The organism is Pseudonocardia halophobica, assembly GCF_027922425.1.
Lineage (GTDB): Bacteria > Actinomycetota > Actinomycetes > Mycobacteriales > Pseudonocardiaceae > Pseudonocardia > Pseudonocardia halophobica.
Genome location: NZ_BSFQ01000294.1, coordinates 1 through 526 on the forward strand (window position 1 = coordinate 1; position 526 = coordinate 526).

General features: G+C 64.8%; 1 protein-coding gene. It reads right to left on the reverse strand.

What is annotated here, in order from left to right:
- On the reverse strand, positions 1-526 hold a 526-nt coding region (locus PKE99_RS39490; RefSeq protein ID WP_271215189.1), incomplete at both ends, for a hypothetical protein.

Genomic DNA, 526 nt, shown 5'->3' on the forward strand with positions numbered 1-526 from the left:
AGCAGCGCCTCGACCTTAAGGGTGCCTTTCAGTGTCGCTTCCTCGGGGCTGAGAACCACTTCTCCTGATGCTTTCGCTTCGGCCGAGGCAACCTCGCCCCCGACCCTGCCATGCACCAGCACATCATCGGCCGATTTCACCTCGCCCTTGGCGAAATGGCTGTCGATGAGCGCCTCGACCGCGGCGGTGGCGGCCTTTGTACTCAACTCGGCGCTGGCCTTGCCCACCATCTCGCCGCCAAGGACCGAGCCGCTGCCCGAGAAGACGTCGCTTTCGTCGCCGAACTTGCCGTCGGCGACCGCACCCTCGGCCTTGGCCTCAGCTTCGGCCTTGGCGATCGTCAGCGCGTCGATGGTGGGGAACTTATTGCGGAAATCCTCATTCGGGGCGATGGCGAGCTGATCCGTGCGCTGCGCCCGGATCACATCGGATTGCACCAGCAAGGCGTCGTCCCGGCTGGCGCTGCGGGTCACGCCGTCGATGCCCTCGTGCTTGATGCTCTGACGGCTTTCAAGCAGATCACCGC